This window comes from Xenorhabdus griffiniae, from assembly GCF_015163655.1.
GTDB lineage: Bacteria > Pseudomonadota > Gammaproteobacteria > Enterobacterales > Enterobacteriaceae > Xenorhabdus > Xenorhabdus griffiniae.
Genome location: NZ_JADEUF010000235.1, coordinates 1 through 1675, shown reverse-complemented (window position 1 = coordinate 1675; position 1675 = coordinate 1). Strand labels below are relative to the sequence as shown.

Sequence of the window (1675 nt, the reverse complement as noted above, 5' to 3'; positions counted from 1 at the left end):
TGACTGCCGTATCTGTAATCCATGTTGCACCTCCAGTACAACACAGTATTGCAGCTAAAGCTGACCGACTAAAGTCGGTGGTTTTAACCTTTCATATGGAAGAATAAATAATTAACTTCACCTCATCCTTTCAAATTACCACACACCACAACTGTAATTAGAATGGACGTTTTCCCATAATAAAACTTTCATCTGTTCTTACAGTGAACATTTTGAATATTATGCCTAAATCCTTATATTTTATATGTTAAAAATAATCAGAACCAAAATGCATTTAATTCATAAAAAAGATATCATCAATATTATTTCAACCATTTTTTTCTGCTTTTTTTGCCATGTATTTTATACCAATCATCTTTCAAGATGCGTCTTATATCGTATTGTAAATTGCAACTTGATATCAGGCGGCGGTCGAATCTGGCGTATCCATAGAATGCCCGCATAGCCATTCATTCAAACATAATTTTTGCGATCATGATCACAAAATTAAAATGATCATCATTTTAAAGGCAACAGCTTTTTCATTTTCATATTTAAATCAATATGTTAATTAAATACTATTTTTCTGCCAGCTAAATTATGCGAAATAATAAGTTAACTATATATAAAAACACCGCGCATTACGCTAATTAAGCAATGATTTTAATTTTTCATCCTGTGATTGTCAGAAGTTACTTTTTATTTCACTGGATTTCATTTTGTTTTTACTTTTTCATTATTTATTATTTCCCTCATTTTATTCACCACGAATGAGCCGATATATTCGGCTAATAGCCAATGGCGTCAAAAGCGGCACAGTCGGTGGCAAATGTCACCCGAAAGCCTATACCCAGACCGTGCGCGCCGGCAATAAACTGGAGCGGCGCCACGAGGATGAATTCTGGATGAACGGAGCATAAGGAAAGAAACGATGACAGAACAATCTTCGACGCTGGTTGTTACACCCACTGTTTATGAAGGTAAGGAATTTTGTGAGGAATTTCATATTCAGACCCAGGCAGAGGCGGAAACTGCACTGAGTCGGGTCGATACACTCTATCCACAGAGCCGCCGATATTATGGCGCTTACGGAGACGATCCGGAATTAGATGAATACTACAATCACGAAGACGCCAAATTCGAAGCACAGTCTTTTAAAAAAGCCGCACAGGATGCCGTTGACAAATTCAAAAGCGGCGAGTTTCCATTGAAAGAGTGGGAAGAAAAGGAAAAAACAAAAGAACCTGAATATCCTCAACCCAATGCCGCCTTACCCGCCAAAGTTCGTGATGACAGCCCGACAGGAACAGGGAACACCCTTGGCAAAATTACCGCTCAGGCAGCCCCAGCACAAGTGTCAGTGGCAGAAGCCAATCCCATTCCCAAAGCAGAAACACCGGCAGAAAAGGGAATGTGGGATAAAACCGTTGACTGGTTTCAGGAAACCGCCGATGGCGTCAGCAAATGGATTGATGAGAGTCAACATAATCTGGAGGCGGCCTGGGAGAATCCCGGGGAAGCCGCTATCGGGGCAGGAAAAGCGCTCTGGAATACCATCCCTGAAATGGCGGAATTGCTTGGCAAGGGTATGGTGATCGCCACAACAGCCCCCGCCGCTGCCGCCGAAAAAACCTGGGAATATATGGGAGGCGCTCCTGTCGGCATTGCTGAAATGCAGCAAAAGGCCGTAGAGATG

2 protein-coding genes are annotated in these 1675 nt (G+C 41.7%); both read left to right on the top strand.

Features of this window, described 5'->3' with window-relative positions; translation table 11 throughout:
• Positions 1–749: 749 nt before the first annotated feature.
• Positions 750–899, top strand: coding sequence for a DUF4150 domain-containing protein (locus IQ211_RS19120; RefSeq protein WP_223281906.1), 150 nt, complete (start codon positions 750–752; stop codon positions 897–899).
• Between the two features lie 11 nt (positions 900–910).
• On the top strand, positions 911–1675 hold a 765-nt coding region (locus IQ211_RS19115; RefSeq protein WP_193836467.1), incomplete at its 3' end, for a hypothetical protein.